Genomic DNA, 24274 nt, shown 5'->3' with positions numbered 1-24274 from the left:
GTCGTCCCGGGGGTGACAGGTGAAGCGGGCCGGACTCGAGGATGCGGACTGCGGCATCGCGCAGGCGCTCGGCGTGCTCGGCGACTGGTGGGCGGTGCTGATCGTCCGCGAGATCGCCGGCGGCACGACCCGGTTCGACGCCGTGCAGCGCGAGCTGGGGGTCAGCCGGCGCGCGCTCACCGAACGGCTCGGCGGCCTGGTCGACCAGGGCGTGCTGCGGCGCGAGCCCTACTCGCTGCACCCTCCGCGCCACGACTACCTGCTGACCGCCAAGGGCGAGGGCCTGCTGCCGGTGCTGGTGGCGCTCCAGGACTGGGGCACCCGGCACGTGATGGGCGACGGCACGGTGACCGGCGCCGCGGACGCCGGCTCGGCCGAGGCACGTCGGATGCACCGGCTCGTCGGCCGGCGGCTGCCCCCGCTGGAGCTGACCCGGCACGACGGCGCCGTGGAGGCGCCCGCCGTGCCCGGCCGGTGGACCGTGCTCTACCTGTTCCCGGGCGCCTTCGCGCCGGGCGCGCCCGGCCTGCCGCCGGCCTGGGCGGACATCCCCGGCGCCGTCGGGTGCACGCTGGAGTCCCGCACGTACGCCGACCGCCACCCGTCGTTCCGGGCCGCCGGGGCGGAGGTGCGCGGCGTCAGCACCCAGCGCCCCGACCAGCTGGCCGCGTTCGTCACGCACGCCCGGCTGCCGTATCCGCTTCTCGCCGACGAGGACGCCCGCCTCGCCGCCGGCCTGCTGCTGCCCACCTTCCGCGCCGGCGGGGTGGTCCGGTTCAAGCGGCTCACCCTGCTGGTCGACCCGTCGGCCGTGGTGCGGGCGGTGCAGTTCCCGATCACCGATCCGGCCGGCTCGGTCGACGAGATGCTGGCCGAGGTGCGCCGGCGCGCCCTCCCCGACAGTTAGTTCCGGACTTTTCACAAGGCGCGAAAAAAGGTCCGGAGCGGCGCTGCGGGAATTGACATACGCCACTGCGTACCGGGAGGGTCCTGCGCACGGGCAGGCACCACGCCACGCCCGGAATCCCCGACCCGCACTCCACCCGTCCCGGAGATGCCCATGTCACCCGTACCGTCCAGACGCCGCCGGCCGTTCCTCGCCGCGCTGACCGCCCTGCTCGCCGCCGTGGCGCTGGTCGCGCCGCCCGGCCCGGCCCGGGCCGCCGATCCGCTGCTGTCGCAGGGCCGGCCCACCACCGCCTCCTCCACCGAGAACGCCGGCACGCCGGCGTCCAACGCCACCGACGGCAACGCCGGCACCCGCTGGTCGAGCGCGTTCGCCGATCCCCAGTGGATCCAGGTCGACCTCGGCGCCACCGCCACCGTCTCCCGGGTCAGCCTGGCCTGGGAGGGCGCGTACGCGCGGGCGTACCAGGTGCAGACCTCGACCGACGGCGCCACCTGGACCACCGTGTTCAGCACCTCGAGCGGCGACGGCGGCACCGACGACCTGACGGTCAGCGGCACCGGACGCTACGTGCGGGTGTACGGCACCGCGCGGGCCACCGCGTACGGCTACTCGCTCTGGGAGTTCCAGGTCTACGGCACGACCGGCGGCGGCAGCGGCTGCGACACCGCGACCAACGCCGCGCAGGGCCGGCCGGCCACCGCCTCGTCCACCGAGAACGCCGGCACCCCCGCCTCCGCCGCTGTCGACGGCGACCCGGGCACCCGCTGGGCCAGCGCCGCCGCCGACCCGCAGTGGCTCCGGGTCGACCTCGGTAGCGTCCGCACCCTCTGCCGGGTGGTGCTGAGTTGGGAGGCGGCGTACGCGCGGGCGTACCAGATCCAGACCTCGACCGACGGCGCCACCTGGACCACCGTGTACGGCACCACCACCGGCGACGGCGGCACCGACACGGTGACCGTCACCGGGTCCGGCCGCTACCTGCGGGTGTACGGCACCGCGCGGGCCACCGGCTACGGCTACTCGCTGTGGGAGGTCGCGGTCAACACCACCGGCGGCGGCACCATCCCGGGCGGCGGCTCGCTCGGGCCCAACGTGCTCACCTTCGACCCGTCGATGTCCGCCGCCACCATCCAGGGCCAGCTCGACACCGTCTTCCGCACCCAGGAGTCCAACCAGTTCGGCACCCAGCGGTACGCGCTGATGTTCAAGCCGGGCGACTACTCCGGCATCAACGCGCAGATCGGCTTCTACACCTCGATCATGGGCCTCGGCCGGAACCCCGGCGACGTGCGGATCCACGGCGACGTCACGGTGGACGCCGGCTGGTTCAACGGCAACGCCACCCAGAACTTCTGGCGCTCCGCGGCGAACATGCGGGTCTACCCGTCCGCCGGGTTCACCCGCTGGGCGGTGTCGCAGGCCGCGCCGTTCCGCCGGATGGACATCCAGGGCGACCTCAACCTGGCCCCGAACGGCTACGGCTGGGCCAGCGGCGGCTACATAGCGGACAGCCGGGTGACCGGCGTCGTCCAGCCCTACTCGCAGCAGCAGTGGTACACCCGCGACAGCAACGTGGGCGGCTACCTCAACGCGGTCTGGAACGTGACCAACTCCGGCGTCGTCGGCGCGCCGGCCACCAGCTTCCCCAACCCGCCGTACACCACGCTGGCGCAGACCCCGGTCAGCCGGGACGTGCCCTACCTCTACCTCGACGCCGCCGGCGCCTACCAGGTGTTCGTGCCGTCCACCCGGACCAACGCCAGCGGGGCGTCCTGGCTGGGCGGGGCGACGGCCGGCACCTCGATCCCGCTGAGCCAGTTCTACGTCGCCAAGCCCGGCGACTCGGCCTCGACCATCAACGCCGCCCTGGCCCAGGGGCTCAACCTGCTGTTCACCCCCGGCGTCTACTCCGTCGACCAGACCGTCGCGGTCAACCGGGCCGGCACTGTGGTGCTCGGCCTCGGCTACCCGACGCTGGTGCCGCAGAACGGCGTGGTGCCGATGACCGTCGCCGACGTCGACGGCGTGCGCCTGGCCGGGCTGCTGTTCGACGCCGGCGCGGTCAACTCGCCGGTGCTGCTCCAGGTCGGCCCGGCCGGGTCGGCGGCGCGACACACCGCCGACCCCACCTCGATCCAGGACGTGTTCTTCCGGATCGGCGGCGCGCACGCCGGCAAGGCCACCACCAGCCTGGTGGTCAATCAGGACGACGCGCTGATCGACCACATCTGGGCCTGGCGCGGCGACCACGGCACCGGCATCGGCTGGACCGTGAACACCGCCGACACCGGCCTGATCGTCAACGGCGACAACGTCACCGCGCTCGGCCTCTTCGTCGAGCACTACCAGAAGCACGAGGTGATCTGGAACGGCGAGAACGGACGGACCATCTTCTTCCAGAACGAGCTGCCGTACGACCCGCCGAACGCGGCCGCCTGGACCAACGGCTCACGGGTCGGGTACGCGGCGTTCAAGGTCGCCGACAGCGTCACCTCGTTCGAGGGCTGGGGGATGGGCAGCTACTGCTACTTCAACGTCGACCCGACCATCGCCGCCTACCACGCCTTCGAGGCGCCGGCCCGCTCCGGCGTGCGGTTCCACGACCTGCTCACCGTGTCACTGGGCGGCAACGGGTCGATCACCCACGTCATCAACGACACCGGCGCCACCGCGCAGGGCACCGCCACCGTCCCGGTCAACCTGGTCAGCTATCCCTGACCCGGCCCGCCGCCGCCCGGGGGAGAGCACCCGGGCGGCGGCGTAGCCGACCAGCGGCCGGTAGATCCGCACGGAGTCGGCGAGCGCCGAGAAGTGCGAGCCGGAGTTGCCGGCGTGGTAGCGGGTGGCGATGTCGACCTGCTCGATCGGCAACCCGGCCCGCGCCGACTCCAGCAGCACGTTCATCTCGTACTCGAACCGGTCGCCGGGGATCGTGGCGAGCCAGCCCAGCAGCCCGGCCGGGTAGGCGCGCAGACCGGTCTGGGTGTCCCGCACGTCGCGGCCGGTGGCCAGCCGGAACGCCGCCCGGGTCGCCGCGTTGCCGAACCGGCTGCGGGCCGGCACCTCGCCGTCGAAGCGGCGCACACCCAGCGTCTGCGCCCCGGTGTCCCGCATCCGCTCGGCCACCCGAACCACGTCGGACACCTCGTGCTGGCCGTCCGCGTCCACGCACACCACGCCGTCGCCCGGGCGGTGCGTCGTGGCGTACCGGAAACCGGTGCGCAGCACCACGCCCTTGCCCCGGTTGACCCGGCGACGCAGCACGGTGGCGCCCCGGGCGCGGGCCGCGTCGAGCACCGCGGTGGCGGACGGGCCGCTGCCGTCGTCGACGACCAGCACGGACGCCCCGGGCACCGCGGCGGCGAGGTCGGTGACGAGCGGCGGCAGCCGGTCACCCGGCCGGTACACCGGCACCAGCACGATCACGGAACCTCCCGAGGTGGTGTCGCCCGCCGGCACGGCCCGCCGGGTCGATCGCGGACCGTCGTACCCCCGGGGCCGGTCCGCGAATCCACCATGGTCAGCGACCGCCGAGAAGCCGCTCGACCCGGAGCGCGGCGCGGGCCAGCCCGCGCTCGCGCCGCAACAGCGCCTCCGGGGTACGCAGGCCGAGGTAACCGAGCCGGCAGGCGACCCGGGCCGCCCGCTCCCGCCGGGCCGGCACCGGATCCGGGCCGGTCACCGGCACGTCCACCAGGTCGGCGCCGCGTAGCCCGAGAGCGCGGCGGGCGAGCAGCCGGATCCGGGGCAGGTGCCACGGGTGGGAGACCAGCCCGAGCGGGTGCGTGGGGGTGAACCGGGCCGCGTCGAGCAGTCCGTCCTGGACGGTGAGCGCGAGGTTCTGCAGCGTGGTGCGGGAGCGGGTCTCGGCGTCCAGCCGGGCGTACCCGTCGAGGCCGGCGTCGCGGGCGAGGGCCCGCATCAGCTCGCCCTCGCGGTGCTGCGCCGGCGGGTCGGGCGCGCCGGCCGGACCGTGCGGCCAGCCGCCGGTGAAGACCACGCGCGCGTCGGGCGCGGCCCGGAACTCGGCCGCGTGGGCGCGGACGTACCCGATCGCGGCCCGGGTGCGGGCGACGCTCTCGGCGGTGAGCCGGTAGTCGCCGCCGTCGGCCACCACCCCGCGACCGAAGACGAGCAGCACGGTGGCGATCATGATCCAAGTGTAAGGAGGGGCCCCCTTTTAACACCCGTCTGTTAAAAGGGGGCCCCTCCTCACACCCACGGGGGCGGGCCGACGCCGGTGATCCGCACCCCGCCCCACGGGTCGACCTCGGTGAGCCGGGCGGGGGCGACCCGGTCGCCGATCCGGACCTCGACGTCGCGCCGGCCGGCGCGCAGCAGCCGCGCCACCCGGGGCTCCGGCTCGATCCGCCCGGCCCAGTGGTAGCGGCCGTCGACCGGCTCCCACCGGCCGGCGGCGTGCAGCCGCACCGGGGTGCCGGCCACCTCGGCCGGTCCCTGCCAGCTCACGGCTCGATCCGCTCGTGCGCGCGGGTCAGCTCCGGCGGCAGGTCCGCGCCGCGCCGGACCCCCTCGATGCCGCTCCACAGCAGCGTGGTCAGGTAGTCGGTGAGGGCCGCCCGGCGGATCGGCTGCCCGTGCGTGGTCCACCAGTCGCCGACCGCCTGCACGAAACCCACCAGCCCGTACGCCCACGGCTCGGCCGGGCCGGCGTCGAGGCCGAGCGACCGCAGCCGGTCGCCGATCACCCGGGCCAGCCCGGTGGCGACCTGCCGACTGGTGCCGGTGACCACCTGCTGGATGCCGGGGTGGCCGGCCTCGTGTACGAGGAACCGGTAGAGCGTCGGCTCGGACTCGATCACGCTCAGGTAGGCGTCGATGGTCGCCTCGACCAGCGCCCGTTCCTCGCGTACCTGTGCCACGGCGGGGGCGATGGCGTCCACCACGCGGGCCGCGACCACCTCGCTGACCGCGAGCCAGAGTTGCGCCTTGTCGGCGAAGTAGCGGTAGAGCACCGGTTTGCTCACCCCGGCGGTGGCCGCCACCTGGTCCATGTCGACGGCCGGGCCGAACCGCAGCAGCGCCTGCACGGCCGCGCCGATCAACTCGTGCCGGCGCTGCTCGCGATGGTCCGCCCAGCGGTCACGCCGGCCGCTGCGCGGTGGCTCCGTCGGGCCGTCGGAGCCATTGACATCGGTGGAGGTGCGTCGCATGCTACCACTCGTAACAGTTACCCGAAGTTACGTCAACCTGGAGGGGTCATGGAGCGGACGCCGGCCGGATTCCCCCGCGAGGCGGTCGCCGACCGCCTGCTCACCGCCTCGGTGCGGACCAGCTACGACCCGCTGGTCGACCTCGACTGGTCGGCGCCCCCGGTGCCGGGCGCCTACTGGATGCCGCCGGCACGCAGCAGCCTCTACGGCACGTCGCTGTGGGAGGCGATGACCGAGGACCAGCGGATCGAGCTGACCAGGCACGAGGTGGCCGGCGCGGCCAGCGCCGGCCTGTGGTTCGAGACGATCCTCATGCAGATGCTGATCCGGCACTACTACGACGCGGACCCGACCAGCCGGCACGCCCAGTACGCGCTCACCGAGGTCGCCGACGAGTGCCGGCACTCCATCATGTTCGGTCGGCTCATCGAGGCGATGGGGTGCCCGGTCTACCGCGCCGACCCGGTCGACCACCTGCTCGGCCGCTGGCTCAAGGCCACCGCCACCGGCCCGCAGATGTACGCGTCCATCCTGATCGCCGAGGAGATCCTCGACTCGTTCCAGCGCGAGGCGATGGCCGACGAGTCGGTGCAGCCGCTGATCCGCATGGTGTCCCGGATCCACGTGGTGGAGGAGGCCCGGCACGTCCGCTTCGCCCGCGACGAGCTGGCCCGCCAGGTCGAGGCCGCCGGCCCGGTCGCGCTGGCGTACGCGCGGCTGGTGATCGGCCGGGCCGCGCACTCGATCAGCCGGCGGCTGGTCAACCCGCGGGCGTACGCGGCGGTCGGCATCGCGCCGGCGGTCGGCCTGGCCGCGGCCCGGAGCAACCCGCACTGGCAGGCCACGCTGCGCTGGTCCGCCCAGCGGATCGCCGAGCACCTGGACGACCTCGGGCTGATCGCCGGCCCCGGCCGCGCGCTGTGGCGGCGCTCCGGCCTGATCGCCTCCTGAGCGGGGGCGGGCCGGCGGCGACCCGAAGGGGGGGAGGGTCGCCGCCGGCCGCCCGGTCAGGAGGTGGGGAAGTTGTCCGGGGTGCGGATCCGGTCGCGCATGTACGTGCCGGACTCGGTGAGCACCGAGGGGCCGGTGAACGTGCCCGCCGCGCAGGTGCCCGGGCGCAGCGCCGCGCTGCCCTCGGCCGCGTCGGAGAACGTCCAGTTCGCGTAGCTGATCTTCAGCCGGTCGAGCAGGTCGAGCCAGGCGTTGCTGCTGGCGGTGTCGACCGCGCCGTCACCGGTGTAGGTGACCGTGCCGAACTCGGTGACGAACAGCGGCAGCCGGGAGGCGGCCCGCTGCACCTCGTTGCGGTAGTTGTCCTTGTGCGACGCGGCGTAGAAGTGGAATGTGTACATGATGTTCTCCGCCCGGACCGGGTTGTTGACGATCTCGTCGGAGTTGCCGCCCTCGGAGACGCCCAGCGAGGACCAGCCCCGGGTGCCGACGATGACCACCGCGTCCGGGTCGGCGGCCCGGATCACCGGGATCACCTGCTCGGCGTAGCTGCGGATGGTCGACCAGCTCACCCCGTTGGGCTCGTTGGTGATCTCGTAGATCACGTTCTTCTTGGCGGCGTTGCGCGCGGCCACGTTCGCGAAGAACGTCTTGGCCCGCTCCAGGTTGTACATCGGGTCGCCGGGCGTCAGCGTGTGGAAGTCGATCAGCGCGTACATGCCCCGCGCCTCGGCCTTGTCGACGAGCGTGTTCACCTGGTTGGTGAAGGCGGTCGGGTTGGTCTCGTAGCCCTTCTCCTGCACGTACATCGAGATGCGCAGCAGGTCGGCCTGCCAGTCGTCAGCCAGCGCGGTGAGTGAGGTGTCGGTGTAGCAGTTCGCGAACCACTGCAACCCGTGGGTGCTCATGCCGCGCAGTTGGATCGGCCGGCCGTACTGGTTGCAGAGGTTGACGCCGCAGACCCGCAGCTGCCCGTTGACCGCCACCGGCGTGGTGCCGGTCGGTGGCGGGGGCGTCGTCGGCGGGGGAGTGGTGGTCGGTGGCGTGCCGGGCGTCGTCGGCGTGGTGGTGCCGCCGGTGCAGACCGTGCCGTTGAGCGTGAACGAGGTCGGGCTCGGGTTCGACCCGGTCCACGACCCGTTGAAGCCGACGGTGGTGCTGGCCCCGGTGCCGAGCGACCCGTTGTAGTCCAGGCTGCGCCCGGTGACCGCCGAACCGCTCTGCTGCCAGGTGGCCGACCAGCCCTGCACCAGCCGCTGGCCCCCGTCCGGGAAGGTGAAGCCCAGCGTCCAGGCGCTCACCGGGTCGCCGAGGTTCTTGATCGTCAGGTTGGCGGTGAAGCCGCCCTGCCAGGAGTTGGTGGTGTAGGTGACGGCGCAACCGGTCGCCGCCATCGCGTTCGTCGACGGCAGGACGGCCGTCGCCGCGAGGGCGAGCGCGCCGACGGCGCCGCCGACGAGCAGGTGCCGCCGGGACGGGCGGGGAATGAAGAACATGCGGGAAGGTCCCATCTGGTGGGCGATGATCGGACGGTGCCCGTCGTCAACCTGCCCGGAAAGCCCGACGTGGCGTACAGGGGAGCGCTCCCACGCCGAGGGTAGAGGCGGAGGCCGATACGTGCAACCGCCGTCGACAGGCTCAGCGCCGGCCGCGCCGGCCCCCGTACAGCCGCACCGCGTTGCACACGTCGAACACGCCCGGCACGTCCCAGGCCAGCTCCGCGGCGACCCGGCGGGTCTCCGGATCGGCCACCAGCCCGGCGAGGATCACCACCCGGTTCTGCACGGTCACCGTGATCTGTTGCCGCCGGGTGGTCCAGTCGGCACTCAGCCGCTGGGCGACCAGCGAGGAGAGCCGCACGTCCGCGTCGTCGGGCTCCGGCCCGCCGGTGAACGGGAACTCGGGGTACGGCCAGGGCATCATCACGGGGGAGGCTCCTTCTTCTACGGTCATGACCGCCCGCCGGGCGCGACGCCCGACGCCGGGGCGCGGTCGTCGACGACGCCGAAGACGCCGTCGAGACGCATGGTGTGCAGCACGGTGAGCACGAAGCGCGACGGTGCCACCAGGCAGAGCTGCCGGCCGTCGCGTCGCGCCTCCTGGTGCGCGCGGACCAGCAGGCCGAGGCCGGCGGAGTCGATCACCTCCAGCTCGGCGAGGTCGACCAGCACCCGGTCGTCCCGGACGAGCCGGTCGGCCAGCGCCCGGCGTACCGCCTCGGCGGAGGCCTCCTCCGGGGCGGCCCGCGGGCCGCCGACCTGCTCCAGGTCGTCCATTCCCAGGCCGTCGTCGGCGACCGCCGCGCGGACGCTGCACCGGGGGCAGTGGTGCGGCCCGGCGGCGAAGGGCGAGCCGACCCAGTCGTGCTCGAAGACCAGCGTCCACACCACCTCGGCGTCGGGGAGGGTGGTGCCCGGGCCGGTGACACTGTCGCCGCAGCCGTCGCAGATGAGCATCATCAGGTGTTCCGCCGGTACGACCGTCACACCTCCTCCTTCCGTCGGGCGCCCGGGTCCTGGGGCGCCTGCCGGTCCGCCGACCGCCCGGCGGCGAGCACCGCCAGGATGACCGCCACGGCGGCGAAGCCCGACTGCACCAGCAGGGGCAGCAGCGGTGAACCGGTCGGGCGGCGGTCGACCTGCCCGGTCACGATCGCGCCGAGCAGCGCGGCGGCCACGCCGAGCGCCAGGGTCAGCCAGATCGGGGCCGCCTTGCGGCCCGGGATCACGAGGCGACCCACCGCGCCGATCGCGAGCCCGACGACCAGCGCCCCGACGAGCGTGCTGACGGTCACCACTCCTCCTCAGCGCGGGCCGGACGCGACCCGGGCCCGGCCGCGGACGGGCGTGCGGGGCGAGTCGACGACGGGCACTGTCGCGCCGACCCCGGCGGTGTCGAGGATGCGCCGGATCCGGGGGTGCGGGTTGCTCAGGGTGAGAGTCCCGTCACGTCGGCTCAGGCGACGGTGCACGTCCAGCAGCAGCGCGATCGCGGCGGCGTCCACGTGGCGGCACCCGGCGAGGTCGATCGTCACCTCCCGGGGGCGTAGCGCGAGGACCTGGTCGAGCACGTGCGCGACCTCGGGCAGCCCGTCGAGGTCCAGCTCATCGGTGATTTCCACGCGCACGTGCGGCACGGTGGAGTCCGGCGGGGAGGACGGCAGGGTGCTGGTCATCGGGGTCGCTTCCGGGACGGGTGCGGAGGGCGCTTCCCACCTTGTGCGCCGACCTTGGAGGTCACCGGACGGTTGGATGACGGTTCGATGACAAAAACCGTGAGTGGCCGGCGCGATTGGGCGACCCGTGTTCGGCCGGTCATGATGCCCATATGACGGCCGTACTGGTGATCGAGGACGACGACCGTATCCGGCTCGCGCTGCAGCTCGCCCTGGAGGAGGAGGGCTACGACGCCGGCGGGGCGGCGACTGCGGAGGAGGGGCTGCGCCAGCAGCGGGAGAACCCGGCCGACTACGTGCTGGTCGACCTGATGCTGCCCGGCATGAACGGCTTCGACTGCATCCGTCAGCTGCGACGCGACGACGACGTGCCGGTCGTGGTGATCAGCGCCCGCGACGACACCCACGACATCGTCGCCGCGCTGGAGGCCGGCGCCGACGACTACGTGGTCAAGCCGGTCGCGATCAAGGAACTCTCGGCCCGGCTACGGGCCCTGCGCCGACGGGTTCGCACCGTCGCCGGCCCCGCGCCCGCCCAGTTCTTCGGCGATCTGGAGATCAGCGCCGAGGCCGGCGAGGTACGCCGCTCGGGCCAGCCGGTGCCGGTGACCCGCACCGAGTTCCGGCTGCTCTGCGAGCTGGCCGAGCACGCCGGCCGGGTGCTGTCCCGCCAGCAGTTGCTGAGCCGGGTGTGGGGGTACGAGACCGGCGACGAGCGGCTGGTCGACGTGCACGTGGGCCGGCTGCGACAGAAGATCGAGTCGGATCCGGCCAATCCCCGCCACCTGGTCACGCTCCGTGGCCTCGGATACAAGCTGCAGCGATGAGCCGACCGGGACTGCGCGCCAGGGTCACCGCCGCGTTCGCCGTCGGGGCCCTGCTGCTCGCCGCGCTGATGGCCCTCTTCTCGTACGACCTGACCCGCCGCTCACTGCTCGACGAGCGTGAGCGCGCCGCGGTCCGGGCCGCGTACTACGACGCCGCGGTGGTCCGTTCCGGCCTGGACACCGGCACCCCGGACGTGGTGGCCGTGCTGCGCTCGCTGGACACCGGCAGCGCCCGGCGGCCGTTGCTGCACCTGCGCACCGGCTGGTACGCCCGCACCGCCGACGTGGGTGCCAGCTCGGTGCCGGCGGAGCTGCAGCGCGTGGTCGCCGAGGGCCAGCCGGCCGTGCAGCGGATCCGCCTCGACGGTCAGCCGACGCTGCTGGTCGGCGTCCCGCTCCCGGGTGAGCTGGGCTACTACGAGCTGACCTCGCTGCGCGAGGTGGAGGACACGTTCCAGGTGGTCGGGCTGGCGCTGACCGCGGTCGCCATCATGGTCGCCGGAGCCGGCGCGGCGCTGGGCTGGTACGCCACCCGTAACAGTCTGCGGCCGCTCACCGCGGTCGCCGACGCCGCGGAGCGGATCGCGGCCGGCGACTTCGCGACCCGGCTCGACCCGACCACCGACCCGGACCTCACCCGGCTGTCCAGCTCGTTCAACGAGATGGTGGACAAGCTCGTGCAGCGCATCGACCGGGACCGGCGCTTCGCCGCCGACGTCAGCCACGAGCTGCGCTCCCCGTTGCAGACGCTGGCCGCGGCGGCCAGCGTGCTGAACCGTCGCAAGGAGCACCAGGACGAGCGCACCGCGACCGCGGCCGGCCTGGTCGCCGACGAGGTGGCCCGCTTCCAGCGCCTGGTCGACGACCTGATCCAGCTCGCCCGCACCGAGCAGCCGGCGCACCGCGAGACGGTCGACGTGGCCGAGCTGGCGCGGGCCGCCTGCCGGGAGCGGTCGTTGCCGGAGGACCTGGTGCGGGTCGGCGGCGGGGTGCCGCACCAGTGGTGGGTCGACCGGCGCCGGCTCGCCCAGGTCCTGTTGAACCTGCTGGAGAACGCCGAGCGCTACGGCGGCGGGCCGGTCGCCGTCCGCCTGGACGCGGTGGACGGAGTGGGCGTGGTGGAGGTCGACGACGACGGGCCGGGTGTGCCGGCGGCGGACCGGGAAGCCATCTTCGACCGGTTCGTCCGGGGCCGGGCGGCGCACGCCCGGGCCGGCACCGACGGCACCGGCCTGGGCCTGGCCCTGGTGGCCCAGCACGCCGCGGCGCACGGCGGGACGGCCGCGGTGCGGGACCGGCACCCGGGCGCGCGGTTCCGGGTGGAACTGCCGGGGGCGGTCCGATGAACCGGCGACTGGTTCCGGCGCTGCTCGCGGTCGTCCTGTCGGCTGGCTGCGGCGTCCCGGTCGACGACGAGCCCCGGCTGGTGCGGGAGCCGCCCGGCCGCTTCCCGACGCCGGCGGGCACGTCCACCGCCGATCCGGACGGGCGGGTGGGTGAGCCGTTCTGCTTCGTGCGGGACGAGGGGCTGGCGGTGGTCAACCGCCGGGTCGACGGCCTGCCCGGGGTGGACGCCCACCTGCAGCACCTGCTGGCCGGGCCGGACAGCGCGGAGCGCCGTAGCGGGCTGGCCACCGCGTTGCCGGGCACCGTGGTGGTGGCCGGTGCGACGATGACCGGCAACGTCGCCACCATCGACGTGCGCCAGGCCGGGCAGGACGCCCGCCGCAACGACGAGGTGCTGGCCTATGGCCAGATCGTGTGCAGCCTCACCCAGCGGCCGGACGTGGACAGCGTGGCGTTCCGGCGCGACGGGCAGCCGTTGGAGGTGCCCCGTGCGGACGGGAGCGTCTCGGCGCTGCCGCTCACCGCCGCCGACTATCGGCCGTTGATGCCCCGCTGACCGCGATTTCCGAACTCCGTCGCGGTTATGTCCACTTTTAAGGCTAAACATCCATCGGCCGTTCGGTTGATTTGCCGGTGACCTTTGGTCTACTGTTGCCCCCACGACCGGTGTGGGAGTCCACCCCGTTCTCCGAGGACAGGAAGGGCAGCATGACCACGATGACCATGGCACCGTCCGTCACCGAGGTGCACCGCGCGCCGCAGACCGGTGAGGAGAACCGCGCCAGCGAGCTGATCGCGGCGCTCGCCGAACTGCCGGCGGACCACCCCCGGCGGGCCGTCCTGCGCAACCAGGTCATCGAGGCGTGGCTGCCGCTGGCCAACCACCTGGCCGCCCGCTACAGCGGTCGCGGCGAGCCGGCCGGCGACCTCGCGCAGACCGCGGCGCTGGGCCTGATCAAGGCGGTGGACCGGTTCGACGCCTCGCGCGGCGTCGACTTCGCCGGCTTCGCCATCCCGACCATCCTCGGGGAGATCAAGCGGCACTTCCGCGACCGCACCTGGAACATCCGGGTGCCGCGCCGCCTCCAGGAGCTGCGGCTGCGCATCTCGGAGGCGAACAGCTCGCTGACCCAGACGCTCAACCGGGCCCCGACCGTCGCCGACATCGCCACCCACCTCGACGTCACCGAGGAAGAGGTGCTGGAGGGTCTGGAGGGCGCCCGCGCCTACAACGCGGTCTCGCTCTCCACCCCGATCGGCGACGGCGACAGCGCCACCGAGCTGGGCGACACCCTCGGCACCGAGGACAACGAGTACGAGCTGGCCGACCTGCGCGCCTCGCTGGGCCCGGCGCTGGCCACGCTCGACGAGCGCGAGCAGAAGATCCTCACGCTCCGCTTCTACGGCAACCTGACCCAGAGCGAGATCGCCACCCGGGTCGGTGTCTCCCAGATGCACGTGTCGCGACTGCTCGCCCGCGCGCTCACCAAGCTGCGCGGCCAGCTCGCCGAGGCCTGAGAAGGAAGAAGGGGCCCCGCCTGCGATGCAGGCGGGGCCCCTTCTTCACATGCCCGTCCCGACCGCCACCGGCCCCGCCGGTGGCGGTCGCGTCTTTCCATCCGCTCGGGCCGCTCCCGGCCGACATCGCCTGCCCCCGGCTCGGCGGAGACGCCATCCCGCGCCGTCGGCCGAGTGACGAACGAGGCGAACGACGCTGGAACGTCGATGGACGCCTGGCCGGCCGACGGTGGTCCGGGAACTGGGACCGCCGACGGATCATCGACGCGCACCACCACGTCGGGGACCGCGCCGCTCCGGCCGCGGCCCGGGATCACCGGTGCGGCCCTCGCCCCGCTCGCTCGCGCCCTCTCGGCTGCCGGGCTCGCCGCCGAGGCCCGGGCGGCGGGAGTGGCCGGCACGCCCCCCGACGATGCCGACACGATCGCCGCGCTGCGCGGTGGACAGCGGCTGGCCGGCCCCGCCGCCAGGTCCGGGAGGAGCCGGACCCGCGACGGCTGCGGCGTCCGGAGGTCCTGCACGGGCCGGCCGATCTTTTCCGGAAAACTTCCGGAAAATCATTGACGTGTTCGAAACGCCGCTGACATACTCCGAGCGCTGTGGCATCTATTTGTGTCGATTGACCCACGTGTCGTCAGGTGTCACCCGTCCCAAGGAGGACCTGCTCATGTACGCCAGCATCGGCGGCCGCCGCCCGTCCGCTCCCCGAACATCGCGCCTCACCGTCCGGATGGCCGTGCTCGCCTCCACCGTGGCGCTCAGTGCCGCCGGTCTCGCGGTCGCCGCCACTCCGTCCAGCGCCGCCACCTGCAACGGGTACGTCGGCCTCACCTTCGACGACGGGCCGACCGGCAGCACCAGCGCACTGCTGTCCGTGCTGCGCGCGAACGGCGTACGGGCGACCATGTTCAACGTCGGGCAGAACGTGCAGAGCAACCAGTCCGCCGCGCGGGCGCAGGTCGACGCGGGCATGTGGGTGGCCAACCACAGTTGGAACCACGCGCACATGACCTCGATGAGCCAGAGCCAGATGCAGTCGGACCTCTCCCAGACCAACTCGGCGATCCAGTCGGCGACCGGCGTCCGGCCGCAGCTGTTCCGCCCGCCCTACGGGGAGACCAACTCGACCCTGCAGTCGGTCGCCGCGTCGCTCGGCCTGCGCCAGGTGATCTGGGACGTCGACTCCCAGGACTGGAACGGCGCCAGCGTCAGCCAGATCGTCTCCAACGCCGGCCGTCTCCAGGACGGCCAGGTGATCCTGATGCACGACGGCATTCAGAACACCCGCGACGCGATTCCGCAGATCATGGCCAACCTGAGCAGTCGTAACCTCTGCCCGGGCATGATTTCACCGAGCACCGGCCGAGCGGTGGCCCCGGACGGCACTCCGCCGCCGACCACTCCGCCGCCGACCGGGACGCCGACCACGCCGCCTCCCACCGGCGGGTGCACCGCGACGGCGACGACCCCCAACGTCTGGGGTGACCGGTACAACACCTCGGTGACGGTTCAGGGAGCCAGCAACTGGACCGTGGTCGTGGCGGTGACCGCGCCGCAGCGGATCGTCACCACCTGGAACGGCTCGCCCAGTTGGGACAACACCGGTTACGTCATGACGATGCGGTCCAACGGCAGCGGCAACACCTTCGGCTTCACCACGATGATGAACGGCAACAGCGGCGCCAGAGCCCAGATCCGTTCCTGCACCACGGGCTGATCCCGGTGACCTGTCGGGGAGGTGGCGGCATCAGGGTCGATCCGATCCCGCCACCTCCCCGACGCGGTGTCGCGCAGGCGCGGCCGCGCCCAGGTCACCAGGGGGCGGGCGGGGGCGGCGGCACCACCGGCGGTCGGTCGTCGCAGGTGATGGTGTTGGGCAGCAGCCAGGGCGCCAGCCAACCGCCGTCGTTGCCGCCGAGGTCGGTCAGCCGGAACTCCGAACCGGCCGGCGTGAAGTGGAACGAGCCGCAGTTGTTGACCCCGACCGCTCCCACGTGGCGCGCGTCGACGTCGGCGAAGCTCGCCCCGCCGGCCGATCGGGCGCTGACGACCGAGGTGCCGGTCCCGTCCACCCGGATGCCGCGGAAGGCGACGCCGTCGATGCGGACGCTGTCCTTCACCGGCCAGTCGCTGACCAACATGATCGCGTTGTAGGTGCTGTCCAGATAGGCGTCGCCGACGACCTGGACGTCGGCGTCGATGCTGCGGTCCAGCGCGTAGAACCAGATCGCGCCGAGGCCGATGTTCCAGTTGAGGTCGTAGGTGCCGGCCCGGACCGTGGTGTTGCCGGTGATCCGGATCCGGCCGGCGAACGGTTCCGCGCCGAAGCGGGCGCCGACGTGGATGGCGCTGCCCTCGCGGACCGGGTCGGCGATCAGGTTGTGCGCGACGGTCAGGTCGGCGCCGCCGTAGAGCGCGATGCCGTTGGCCAGCACCGGTGACTGCACCGTGTTGTACGCGAACGTGTTCGACGCGTTCGCGGTGCCCTCCGACCACATCGCCAGGGCGTCGTCGCCGCTGTTGCGGACCACCGTGTCGGTGACCGAGGAGTGCGTGACGCCGGTGTGGAAGTTGAGCCCGTCGGCGATCTGGTCGGCGATCACCGTGTTCGTGACCCGCAGGTCGGTCATCGGCCCGTCGAACCACATGCCGACCTTGGTGTGGTGCAGGTAGAGGCCGTCGATCGTGCTGTGGCTGAGCGCGCCGCCGACGCCGTTGACCTGGTCGGTGTCGATCCGCTCACGGACGTCGCCCTCGACCGCGAAGCCGGAGAGGTGCACGTCGCGGCTGCCGCCGTCGGCGGCGTCGCGGCCGTAGAAGCCGACCCCGGTGTGCCGGGAGCCGTCGGGCGCGGGGGTGTCCAGGGCGACCTCGCGCCCCTTCACCACGGTGTACCAGCTGCCGGCGCCGATGATCGTCACGTCGTCCACGACGACGTGCCGGTCGACCTGGAAGGTGCCCGGCGGCAGGTAGAGCGGGCGGTGCACCCGGCGGGCGTGGGCGACGGCCCGGTCGAACGCATCGGCGGACTGCCGCCGGCCGGTCGGGTCGGCGCCGAAGGCCAGCACGTTCACCGCGTGCGGGAGCACCCGGGGCGGCACGATCAGGTGCGTGTCCAGCAGGTCGATCACGGTCCAGGCGGCGGCCGTCCCGGCGGGGGCGGTCAGCCGCACCACCTCGCCGGCCCGGTGCGTCCGGCCGAGCAGCATCCGCTGCTCGTCGTAGAAGTGGTGCGGCCGGAACGGCTTGCTGATCGTCGGTGCCGGCGTGGTGGCCGCCGGCACGCAGGAGCACTCGGTGATCCACCAGTCCGGGTGCAGCAGGTCGGCGTCGGGGTCGTTGGTGAACGGGTACTGGTTGTAGAGCCAGGCGTACCGCGAGGTGAGCGTCATGGTGCGCGCGGGCGCGTGGCCGACGGCGACCCGCAGCGGCGCGGTGATGCCACCGCCGCCCGGCGCGTCCGGGATGCTGTACCGCACGGTGAGCGCGTTGGCGGCGCGGGGCAGCGTGAACTCGACGTACTGGCCGGGGAGCAGGCGCACGGCACGACGGCCGGAGGCCTCGCCGGCCAGGGTGTAGGCGGAGCGGTCGGGGCCGATGACCGTGCCGGTGGTCCGGGCGTGCTCGGCCTCCTGCTCCAGGTAGTCGACCCGGGCGCCGCGACCGGCGACCAGCGCCGGGTCGAGCGCGGCCCGCGTCGTCACCACGGCGGGGCCGGCCGGTGCGGGCGACGCCGTGGCGGCGCCGGGCGGGACGACAAGGGCGGCGGCCGTGGCCACGACGGCGAGGAGTTTCGGTACGGACGGACGGCCCGCCGGGCCGGGAACGCTCCGCTGCATCGGAGCACCCACTTTCTCGGGGGAGGGAACGGTGGCGGCCATGTTATTCCTGAACTCTGTCGTCATTCAAGCATCAATATGCCCAGATCTTTCGAGCAGCAGGCGCGCCGACATGACTGATTCCGGACCGACCCGCTGTTCATTTCTTGCAAGAATCTGACGTACGATTGCCGCCGTGACGAAGCGCTTGACGGAGGTGGCCCGCAAGGCGGGTGTCAGCGAGGCGACCGTGAGTCGGGTGCTCAACGGTCGGGTCGGCGTGTCCGAGGCGACCCGGACGGCGGTGCTGACCGCGCTGGACGTGCTCGGCTACGAGCGCCCGACGAAGCTGCGGGGTGAGCGCGCCCGGCTGGTCGGGTTGGTCCTGCCGGAGTTGCAGAACCCGATCTTCCCGGCGCTGGCCGAGGTGGTCACCGGCTCCCTCGCCCAACGGGGCTTCACCCCGGCGCTCTGCGCCCGCACCATCGGCGGCGTGCCGGAGTCCGGCTACGTGGAGATGCTGCTGGACCACCAGGTCAGTGGCGTCATCTTCGCCGGCGGGTCGTACGCGCTGGCCGACGCCTCGCACGAGCACTACCGGCGCCTGATCGACCGGGGCCTGCCCGTCGTGCTGGTCAACGCCGGCGTCGAGGAGCTGGGCTTCCCGCGGGTGTCCACCGACGACGCGGTCGCCGTCGAGCAGGCGTACGGGCACCTGCGCTCGCTCGGGCACGAGACGATCGGCCTGGTGCTCGGCCCGGAGGACCACGTGCCGTCGCGGCGCAAGCTGGACGCCATGGTCCGGGCCGCCGGCTGGGGCGAGGACCGCCGCTACGTCGAGCGCTCCAGCTTCTCCATGGAGGGCGCCCGGGTCGCCGCGACCAAGCTGGTCGAACGCGGCGTGACCGGCATCGTCTGCGCCAGCGACGTGCTGGCGTTGGGCACCATCCGGGCCGCCCGGCGGCTCGGTCGCACGGTGCCCGCCGACGTGTCGGTGGTGGGCTTCGACGACTCCGCGTTCATGACCTGCACCGACCCGCCGCTGACCACGGTGCGGCAGCCGATCGAGACGATGGGCCAGGCCGCGGTCGACCTGCTGGTCACCCAGATCGAGGGGGCCGGCGTGCTGCGCGACGAGCTGCTCTTCGAACCCGAGCTGGTGGTCCGCGGCTCCACCGCACCCGCTCCCCGTACCTGATCCCGCGCGCCACCGGCCACCGGCCACCGGCCGCCGACCGCCACCAGCGGTCGGCGGCCTTTTCGTGCGCCCCCATGACCCACGGTCGCGATCAGCCGTTGCAAAGTCGTGTTCTTTCGTCATCAGGTTGAAACCTTGCCGTGAAGAGTCGTCATCGCTACATTGACTCCACTCACCAGCGGTTCCCGCACATCACTGAACGTCATCGATACTCCCGTTCCCGAAGGGATGGACAGATGTCCGTACCGCAGTACCGGAAGGTCGCGGCGGCGGCGCTCGCGGCCGGCCTCGGGCTCAGCCTCGCGGCGTGTTCCACCAAGAGCGACGACTCCGCCGACGCCGGCGGCAAGGTCACCATCACTGTCGACTGCCAGCCGGTCGGCGCGCAGAAGGAGTTGCTGAAGAACTGGAACGACGACGTCGCCGAGTTCCAGCGGCAGAACCCCACCATCGTGGTGAAGAGCGTCAGCGTCGGCGAGCAGTGCAACAACCCGCCGGACTTCACCGCCCGGCTCGCCGGCGGCACCGTCACCGACGTCTTCTACGGCTACATGACCGACCTGCAGCAGGTGCTGGACTCCGGGCAGGCGATGGACATCACCGAGTACGCCAGCAAGGACACCATCGGCACCTGGGACAGCGTCGACCCCGCGCTCAAGGAGGTCTTCACCGACGGCGGCAAGCTCTACGGGATCCCGGTGAAGAACTACTCGATGGGCCTGGTCTACAACAAGGCGCTGTTCCAGCGCGCCGGGCTCGACGTGAACAACCCGCCGAAGACGTGGCCCGAGGTGCGCGCCGCGGCCAAGAAGATCTCCGCGCTCGGCGGTGGCGTCGCGGGCTACTCCGAGTACAGCGCCGGCAACACCGGCGGCTGGCACTTCACCTCGCTGCTCTACTCGCAGGGCGGCCAGGTGCTCAGCGCCGACGGCAAGAAGGCCGACTTCAACAACGCCACCGGCAAGCAGGTCCTGCAGAACCTCAAGGACATGCGCTACGGCGACAACAGCATGGGCAGCCGACAGCTCCTGCAGTGGGGTGACCTGCTGACCAACGCCGGCGCCGGCAAGGTCGGCATGTTCATCGGCGCGCCCGACGCCACCCAGGCGATCGTCACGCAGTTCCAGGGCACGTACCAGGACTGGGCGATGGGCCCGCTGCCCGGCCAGGGCGGGCCGGCGAAGGCGACGCTCGGCGGTGGCGAGGGCTACTTCTTCAAGAAGGGCCTGTCGCCCGAGCAGGTCAGGGCCGGCCTGAAGTGGATCGCCTACCAGAAGCTCACCCCGGGCAAGGGCCAGTTCGACTACGCCCGGGCCAAGCCGCAGAACTACCCGGTGGGCCTGCCCCAGCCGCTGCTGTTCACGAACGGCAGCGACGCGCAGAAGCAGGAACTGGAGCTGCGCAAGGCCAACGCCAACGTGGACACCACCAATTTCGCGGTCTTCGAGGCGAACCCGGTGCCGATCAAGGGTGAGCCGCGCAACGCCCAGGCCATCTACGCGGTGCTCGACGCCGCGATGTCCGGGGTGCTGACCAACCCGGACGCGAACATCGACGCCCTGCTCAAGACCGCCGAGGACAAGGTCAACCAGCTCCTCGCCGCCGGTAGCTGACCCGACCGGTGTGGGGGCCGGTCAGCACCGGCCCCCACCCACTACCGCAGGAGTCGTCTTGGCGCTCACCACCGCCCCGGGTGCCACCCGCCGGCCCGGCCGTCCCGCACCGCCGCCGCGGCAGCTCGCCGCGCGTCGGGCCGGGCTCGGCCGGAAGGTACGGGACAACCTCACCGGGCACACGTTCCTGATCGGCGCGGTCGCGTGCTTCGCCGTCTTCTCCTGGTATCCGATGGTCCGCGGCGTGGTGATGAGCTTCCAGCGCACCCGGCGCGGCGAGACCACCTGGGTCGGCTGGGACAACTACGTCCGGATCATCGCCGACCCGAGCTTCTGGACGGCCTGGAAGAACACGTTCGTCTTCACCGGCCTGGCGCTCGTGCTCGGCTACGCGGTGCCGTTCTTCGTGGCGATCCTGCTCAACGAGCTGCGCCACGCCAAGGGCTACCTGCGGGTGCTGGTCTACCTGCCGGTGATGCTGCCGCCGGCGTCCGCGCTGTTCCTGTTCAAGTTCTACGCGTACGACCCGAGCGAGGCGGGGCTGTTCAACGCGGTGCTCACCGCGCTCGGACTGCCCACGTCGGAGTGGATGCAGTCGCCGACCATGACGATGCCGGCCATGGTGCTGGCGTCGACCTGGATGAACATGGGCGGCGCCGTGCTGATCTACCTGGCCGCGTTGCAGACCATCCCCGGCGAGCTGTACGAGGCCGCCGAGATCGACGGCGCCGGCGTGTGGCGGCGGATCGTGCACGTGACGATCCCGCAGACCCGGCTGATCCTGGCGCTGCTGGCGATGCTCCAGATCGTGGCCACCATGCAGGTGTTCACCGAGCCGCTGATCCTCGCCAACGGCGCCGGCACGCAGGACTCGGCGACCTCGGTGGCGTACCTGATCTACCAGCACGGCTTCTTCCAGAACGACCTCAACGGCGCCGCCGCGCTCGGCGTGATCATGCTGGTGGTGCTGGCCGGGTTCTCCGCCGTCTACGTGCGACTGACCGCTAGGCAGGACTAGGACATGGCAGCCGATCTCACCACCCGTACCCTGATCTCCCCGGCGCAACTGCGGCGCGGTCGCGGCCGGATCCTCTACTGGGCCGTGCTCGTCGTCGTGGTGGCCGCGTTCACGCTGGTCTTCCTCGGCCCGCTCTACTGGATGGTCACTGGCGCGCTCAAGAGCGGCCAGGAGATCGCGCAGACGCCGCCGTCGCTGTTCCCGCGTGACCCGCAGCCGCAGAACTACGTCGACGCCTGGACCAACCTCGCCCTGGCGAAGCTGCTGTTCAACACGTTCTACTACGCGATGGGCGCGGTGCTGTTCCAGTTGGTGTTCGACACCGCCGCCGCGTACGCGCTGTCGAAGCTGCGCCCGGTGCTGGGCGGGCTGATCCTCGGCATGATGCTGGCGACGTTGATGATCCCGGCCATGGTGCTGATCGTCCCGCAGTACGTGACCGTGCTCGACCTGCCGATCGTGCACGTCAACCTGCTCGACTCGCCGTTCGCGATCTGGCTGCCGCTGGTCGCCAACGCGTTCAACATCTTCCTGCTCAAGCGGTTCTTCGACTCGATTCCCGAGGACCTGATGTCGGCGGCGGTGATGGACGGCGCCTCGCCGCTGCGCACGCTCTGGTCGATCGTGCTGCCGATGTCCCGTCCGATCCTCGGGGTGGTGGCGATCTTCGCGGTGACCGCGGTCTGGAAGGACTTCCTCTGGCCGAAGCTGGTCATGCCGTCACCGGAGACGCGGACGGTCAGCGTCGGCATCTACACCTTCGCCGGCGGCACCCCGATGAACGTGGTGATCGCCGCCTCGGTCATCGCCGCCATCCCCACCGTCGTGCTGTTCCTGATCTTCCAACGGAACATCATGTCCGGCCTGACCACCGGCGGCCTCAAGGGTTGACCGGGCGCCGCCGCCCGCCGCATCAGAACCGACCCGCAGAAAGCAGGTGCCCGTGTCCATCGTCGACAGCAGCCCGTGGTGGCGCTCAGCGGTGATCTACCAGGTCTACCCGCGCAGCTTCGCCGACGGCAACGGCGACGGGGTCGGCGACGTCGCCGGCATCCGGTCCCGCCTGGACCACCTCGCCGCGCTCGGCGTCGACGCGATCTGGTACAGCCCCTGGTACCCGTCGCCGATGGCCGACGCCGGCTACGACGTGTCCGACTACCGCGACATCGACCCGGTCTTCGGCACGCTCACCGAGGTCGAGGCGCTGATCACCGAGGCGCACGCGCTGGGCATCCGGACCATCGTCGACGTGGTGCCCAACCACTGCTCGGACGCGCACCCGTGGTTCCGGGCGGCACTGGCCGGCGGCCCGGACGCGCCGGAGCGGGAGCTGTTCTGGTTCCGCGCCGGGCGCGGCCCCGGCGGCGACCTCCCGCCCACCGACTGGACCGGCGAGTTCGGCGGGCCCACCTGGACCCGCACCACCGACCCGGACGGCACCCCGGGCGACTGGTACCTGCACCTGTTCGCCCCGCAGCAGCCCGACTTCAACTGGGACCACCCCCGGGTTCGCGCCGAGTTCGAGGCCATCCTGCGGTTCTGGTTCGACCGGGGCGTGGACGGCATCCGGATCGACTCGGCCGGCCTGCTGGTCAAGGACGGCACGCTGCCCGAGGTCCACCCGGACCGGCCGCACCCGTTCCGCGACCAGGACGGCGTGCACGACGTCTACCGCGCCTGGCGGCGGATCGCCGACAGCTACCCCGGCGAGCGGGCGCTGGTCGGCGAGGTCTGGCTGCCGGACCGGCAGCGCTTCGCCCACTACCTGCGCCCGGACGAACTGCACACCGCGTTCAACTTCGACTTCCTCGGCTGCGCGTGGGACGCCACGGCGCTGCGGGAGAGCATCGACGGCACGCTCGCCGCGCACGCCCCGGTCGGCGCGCCTGCCACCTGGGTGCTGTCCAACCACGACGTCACCCGGCACGTCACCCGCTACGGCCGGGCGGACACCACGTTCAGCTTCGCGGCCAAGCGCGAGGGCATCCCCACCGACCTGGAACTGGGCACCCGCCGCGCCCGCGCCGCCGCGCTGCTCTCCCTGGCGCTGCCCGGCGCCGCCTACGTCTACCAGGGCGAGGAGCTGGGGCTCTGGGAGGTCGAGGACATCCCGTACGCGCTGCGGCAGGACCCGATGTGGGAACGCTCCGGGCGGGTCGACCCGGGCCGCGACGGCTGCCGGGTGCCGTTGCCCTGGCAGGGCGACGACCCGCCGTTCGGCTTCAGCCCCGAGGGCGCGTCCGCCGCGCCGTGGTTGCCGCAGCCGGCGGAGTGGAAGGACCGCACGGTCCGCGTCCAGACCGGCGACCCGCACTCGATGCTGGAGCTGTACCGGGCCGCGCTGGCGCGCCGCCGGGCCGAGCCGGCGCTCGGTGACGGCGCGTTGACCTGGCTGCCGGCCGCCGACCGGGTCCTCGCGTTCGCCCGCGAACCCGGGTTCACCTGCCTGGTCAACCTCGGCCACGAGGCCGTGCCGCTGCCCGCGCACGAGGAGTTGCTGCTGGCCAGCGGCCCGCTCGACGACGACCGGCTACCCCCGGACACCGCGGTCTGGCTGCGTACCCGATCGGCCTGAACCGCGGTGGCGCCGGCGGCACCGTCCCGCCGCCGGCGTCACCGCGCCGCACCACGCGACCGGCGGCCCGTCCCGGCCGCCACCACCGGAGCACCTGGGGAGGAAAGGAGACCGGAGCACCGCCACGAACGGGGGACCTGGCCACCGACG

The 24274-nt window shown here is 72.6% G+C and carries 23 protein-coding genes; 13 read left to right on the top strand and 10 right to left on the bottom strand.

Going from position 1 to position 24274, the window contains the following annotated elements; all coding sequences use genetic code 11:
• The first annotated feature begins 19 nt into the window (after positions 1 to 19).
• Positions 20 to 907 (top strand): winged helix-turn-helix transcriptional regulator, encoded by an 888-nt coding sequence (locus GA0070213_RS05135; RefSeq protein ID WP_091058048.1) that lies wholly within the window; start codon positions 20 to 22, stop codon positions 905 to 907.
• Between the two features lie 153 nt (positions 908 to 1060).
• Positions 1061 to 3628 carry a discoidin domain-containing protein gene (locus tag GA0070213_RS05130; RefSeq protein ID WP_245716268.1) on the top strand — a complete coding sequence of 856 codons (2568 nt, stop codon included), beginning with the start codon at positions 1061 to 1063 and terminating at the stop codon, positions 3626 to 3628.
• Here GA0070213_RS05130 and GA0070213_RS05125 read toward each other — a convergent pair.
• The 4 genes from GA0070213_RS05125 to GA0070213_RS05110 all read right to left on the bottom strand — a co-directional run bounded on the left by GA0070213_RS05125 (position 3527) and on the right by GA0070213_RS05110 (position 6084).
• Positions 3527 to 4336, bottom strand: coding sequence for a glycosyltransferase family 2 protein (locus tag GA0070213_RS05125; RefSeq protein WP_091058586.1), 810 nt, complete (start codon positions 4334 to 4336; stop codon positions 3527 to 3529). The two genes, GA0070213_RS05130 and GA0070213_RS05125, sit on opposite strands and share 102 nt — an antisense overlap.
• A 94-nt stretch (positions 4337 to 4430) precedes the next feature.
• Positions 4431 to 5063, bottom strand: coding sequence for a YdcF family protein (locus GA0070213_RS05120; protein WP_091058041.1), 633 nt, complete (start codon positions 5061 to 5063; stop codon positions 4431 to 4433).
• A 59-nt stretch (positions 5064 to 5122) separates the two neighbouring features.
• On the bottom strand, positions 5123 to 5380 hold the full coding sequence (locus tag GA0070213_RS05115; protein ID WP_091058038.1) for a DUF4873 domain-containing protein: 258 nt from the start codon (positions 5378 to 5380) through the stop codon (positions 5123 to 5125).
• Positions 5377 to 6084: a TetR family transcriptional regulator gene (locus GA0070213_RS05110; RefSeq protein ID WP_091058034.1), complete on the bottom strand. Its 708-nt coding sequence runs from the start codon at positions 6082 to 6084 to the stop codon at positions 5377 to 5379. The genes GA0070213_RS05115 and GA0070213_RS05110 overlap by 4 nt, the downstream gene beginning before the upstream one ends.
• 48 nt (positions 6085 to 6132) lie before the next feature.
• On the opposite strand from GA0070213_RS05110, the gene GA0070213_RS05105 reads away from it, so the two are divergent.
• Entirely contained in the window at positions 6133 to 7035 is a 903-nt protein-coding gene (locus GA0070213_RS05105) for an AurF N-oxygenase family protein (RefSeq protein ID WP_091058031.1), read from the top strand.
• 56 nt (positions 7036 to 7091) lie between these two features.
• Here the strand turns inward: GA0070213_RS05105 and GA0070213_RS05100 are convergent, their stop codons facing one another.
• From GA0070213_RS05100 to GA0070213_RS05080, 5 genes are all read right to left on the bottom strand, one after another.
• Entirely contained in the window at positions 7092 to 8531 is a 1440-nt protein-coding gene (locus tag GA0070213_RS05100) for a cellulase family glycosylhydrolase (RefSeq protein ID WP_091058029.1), read from the bottom strand.
• 142 nt (positions 8532 to 8673) lie between these two features.
• The gene (locus GA0070213_RS05095; protein ID WP_091058026.1) at positions 8674 to 8961 is read right to left on the bottom strand and encodes a BON domain-containing protein; all 288 of its coding nucleotides are present in this window, start codon (positions 8959 to 8961) and stop codon (positions 8674 to 8676) included.
• Between the two features lie 23 nt (positions 8962 to 8984).
• Positions 8985 to 9521 (bottom strand): STAS domain-containing protein, encoded by a 537-nt coding sequence (locus GA0070213_RS05090; RefSeq protein WP_091058023.1) that lies wholly within the window; start codon positions 9519 to 9521, stop codon positions 8985 to 8987.
• Positions 9518 to 9829, bottom strand: coding sequence for a hypothetical protein (locus GA0070213_RS05085; RefSeq protein WP_091058583.1), 312 nt, complete (start codon positions 9827 to 9829; stop codon positions 9518 to 9520). Before GA0070213_RS05085 ends, GA0070213_RS05090 begins: the two co-directional genes overlap by 4 nt.
• 9 nt (positions 9830 to 9838) lie before the next feature.
• Positions 9839 to 10210: an STAS domain-containing protein gene (locus tag GA0070213_RS05080; RefSeq protein ID WP_091058019.1), complete on the bottom strand. Its 372-nt coding sequence runs from the start codon at positions 10208 to 10210 to the stop codon at positions 9839 to 9841.
• Between the two features lie 152 nt (positions 10211 to 10362).
• Between GA0070213_RS05080 and GA0070213_RS05075 the strand changes: the two genes are divergently transcribed.
• The 5 genes from GA0070213_RS05075 to GA0070213_RS05055 all read left to right on the top strand — a co-directional run bounded on the left by GA0070213_RS05075 (position 10363) and on the right by GA0070213_RS05055 (position 15619).
• The gene (locus GA0070213_RS05075) at positions 10363 to 11037 is read left to right on the top strand and encodes a response regulator transcription factor (RefSeq protein WP_091058015.1); all 675 of its coding nucleotides are present in this window, start codon (positions 10363 to 10365) and stop codon (positions 11035 to 11037) included.
• Positions 11034 to 12383, top strand: a complete 1350-nt coding sequence (locus GA0070213_RS05070; RefSeq protein ID WP_091058012.1) for a sensor histidine kinase — start codon at positions 11034 to 11036, stop codon at positions 12381 to 12383. The genes GA0070213_RS05075 and GA0070213_RS05070 overlap by 4 nt, the downstream gene beginning before the upstream one ends.
• Complete coding sequence (locus tag GA0070213_RS05065) at positions 12380 to 12940, top strand: GerMN domain-containing protein (RefSeq protein WP_091058008.1); 561 nt, start codon at positions 12380 to 12382, stop codon at positions 12938 to 12940. The genes GA0070213_RS05070 and GA0070213_RS05065 overlap by 4 nt, the downstream gene beginning before the upstream one ends.
• Before the next feature lie 152 nt (positions 12941 to 13092).
• Complete coding sequence (locus GA0070213_RS05060) at positions 13093 to 13902, top strand: SigB/SigF/SigG family RNA polymerase sigma factor (RefSeq protein WP_091058579.1); 810 nt, start codon at positions 13093 to 13095, stop codon at positions 13900 to 13902.
• Between the two features lie 667 nt (positions 13903 to 14569).
• Entirely contained in the window at positions 14570 to 15619 is a 1050-nt protein-coding gene (locus GA0070213_RS05055; protein WP_091058005.1) for a polysaccharide deacetylase family protein, read from the top strand.
• Positions 15620 to 15713: 94 nt separating this feature from the next.
• Here GA0070213_RS05055 and GA0070213_RS05050 read toward each other — a convergent pair whose 3' ends face one another.
• Complete coding sequence (locus GA0070213_RS05050) at positions 15714 to 17741, bottom strand: glycosyl hydrolase family 28-related protein (protein WP_091058002.1); 2028 nt, start codon at positions 17739 to 17741, stop codon at positions 15714 to 15716.
• 175 nt (positions 17742 to 17916) lie between these two features.
• On the opposite strand from GA0070213_RS05050, the gene GA0070213_RS05045 reads away from it, so the two are divergent.
• The 5 genes from GA0070213_RS05045 (at position 17917) to GA0070213_RS05025 (ending at position 24124) form a co-directional block, all read left to right on the top strand.
• On the top strand, positions 17917 to 18918 hold the full coding sequence (locus GA0070213_RS05045; protein ID WP_091058000.1) for a LacI family DNA-binding transcriptional regulator: 1002 nt from the start codon (positions 17917 to 17919) through the stop codon (positions 18916 to 18918).
• Positions 18919 to 19154: 236 nt separating this feature from the next.
• Positions 19155 to 20531, top strand: coding sequence for an ABC transporter substrate-binding protein (locus tag GA0070213_RS05040; protein WP_091057997.1), 1377 nt, complete (start codon positions 19155 to 19157; stop codon positions 20529 to 20531).
• A gap of 58 nt (positions 20532 to 20589) precedes the next feature.
• Complete coding sequence (locus GA0070213_RS05035; RefSeq protein WP_091057994.1) at positions 20590 to 21549, top strand: carbohydrate ABC transporter permease; 960 nt, start codon at positions 20590 to 20592, stop codon at positions 21547 to 21549.
• A 3-nt stretch (positions 21550 to 21552) separates the two neighbouring features.
• Positions 21553 to 22440, top strand: coding sequence for a carbohydrate ABC transporter permease (locus GA0070213_RS05030; RefSeq protein WP_091057990.1), 888 nt, complete (start codon positions 21553 to 21555; stop codon positions 22438 to 22440).
• A 58-nt stretch (positions 22441 to 22498) separates the two neighbouring features.
• Positions 22499 to 24124: a glycoside hydrolase family 13 protein gene (locus GA0070213_RS05025; RefSeq protein ID WP_091058576.1), complete on the top strand. Its 1626-nt coding sequence runs from the start codon at positions 22499 to 22501 to the stop codon at positions 24122 to 24124.
• Positions 24125 to 24274 lie beyond the last annotated feature (150 nt).

It is taken from the genome of Micromonospora humi (assembly GCF_900090105.1).
GTDB classification, from domain to species: Bacteria; Actinomycetota; Actinomycetes; order Mycobacteriales; family Micromonosporaceae; genus Micromonospora; species Micromonospora humi.
This window is presented reverse-complemented; position numbering and strand designations above follow the sequence as displayed.

Coding starts and splice junctions, on each gene's coding strand:
- GA0070213_RS05060 (WP_091058579.1), top strand. CDS start 13,093: ATGACCACGATGACCATGGCACCGTCCGTCACCGAGGTGCACCGCGCG.
- GA0070213_RS05040 (WP_091057997.1), top strand. CDS start 19,155: ATGTCCGTACCGCAGTACCGGAAGGTCGCGGCGGCGGCGCTCGCGGCC.
- GA0070213_RS05100 (WP_091058029.1), bottom strand. CDS start 8,531: ATGTTCTTCATTCCCCGCCCGTCCCGGCGGCACCTGCTCGTCGGCGGC.
- GA0070213_RS05120 (WP_091058041.1), bottom strand. CDS start 5,063: ATGATCGCCACCGTGCTGCTCGTCTTCGGTCGCGGGGTGGTGGCCGAC.
- GA0070213_RS05110 (WP_091058034.1), bottom strand. CDS start 6,084: ATGCGACGCACCTCCACCGATGTCAATGGCTCCGACGGCCCGACGGAG.
- GA0070213_RS05130 (WP_245716268.1), top strand. CDS start 1,061: ATGTCACCCGTACCGTCCAGACGCCGCCGGCCGTTCCTCGCCGCGCTG.
- GA0070213_RS05075 (WP_091058015.1), top strand. CDS start 10,363: ATGACGGCCGTACTGGTGATCGAGGACGACGACCGTATCCGGCTCGCG.
- GA0070213_RS05055 (WP_091058005.1), top strand. CDS start 14,570: ATGTACGCCAGCATCGGCGGCCGCCGCCCGTCCGCTCCCCGAACATCG.
- GA0070213_RS05080 (WP_091058019.1), bottom strand. CDS start 10,210: ATGACCAGCACCCTGCCGTCCTCCCCGCCGGACTCCACCGTGCCGCAC.
- GA0070213_RS05065 (WP_091058008.1), top strand. CDS start 12,380: ATGAACCGGCGACTGGTTCCGGCGCTGCTCGCGGTCGTCCTGTCGGCT.
- GA0070213_RS05030 (WP_091057990.1), top strand. CDS start 21,553: ATGGCAGCCGATCTCACCACCCGTACCCTGATCTCCCCGGCGCAACTG.
- GA0070213_RS05070 (WP_091058012.1), top strand. CDS start 11,034: ATGAGCCGACCGGGACTGCGCGCCAGGGTCACCGCCGCGTTCGCCGTC.
- GA0070213_RS05050 (WP_091058002.1), bottom strand. CDS start 17,741: ATGCAGCGGAGCGTTCCCGGCCCGGCGGGCCGTCCGTCCGTACCGAAA.
- GA0070213_RS05105 (WP_091058031.1), top strand. CDS start 6,133: ATGGAGCGGACGCCGGCCGGATTCCCCCGCGAGGCGGTCGCCGACCGC.